The sequence below is a fragment of the Streptomyces sp. O3 genome (genome assembly GCF_054788135.1).
The window spans coordinates 1-230 of record NZ_JBTVYK010000251.1; the positions used below are offsets into that span (position 1 = coordinate 1).

At 55.7% G+C, this 230-nt stretch carries 1 protein-coding gene; it reads right to left on the reverse strand.

Annotated elements, in window-relative coordinates; all coding sequences use genetic code 11:
• Positions 1-16 precede the first annotated feature (16 nt).
• Positions 17-230 (reverse strand): cation:dicarboxylate symporter family transporter (locus ACX6XY_RS30540; RefSeq protein WP_460338005.1); only part of this gene is annotated, 214 nt, incomplete at its 5' end.

Genomic DNA, 230 nt, shown 5'->3' on the forward strand with positions numbered 1-230 from the left:
GGCCTAAGAGGAGGATTTAAGAGGATAATTCGTGCGTTTTGTTCGCCGGAACACGGTTATTCAGAACGTCATCCATCTGTTTGGCATCCAGTTCTTTCACCCATTTCGCCACCACCACCGTGGCAACGCCGTTACCCACCAGGTTAGTCAGCGCGCGGGCTTCGGACATAAAGCGGTCGATACCGAGGATCAGCGCCAGACCAGCCACCGGTAAATGACCGACGGCCGAG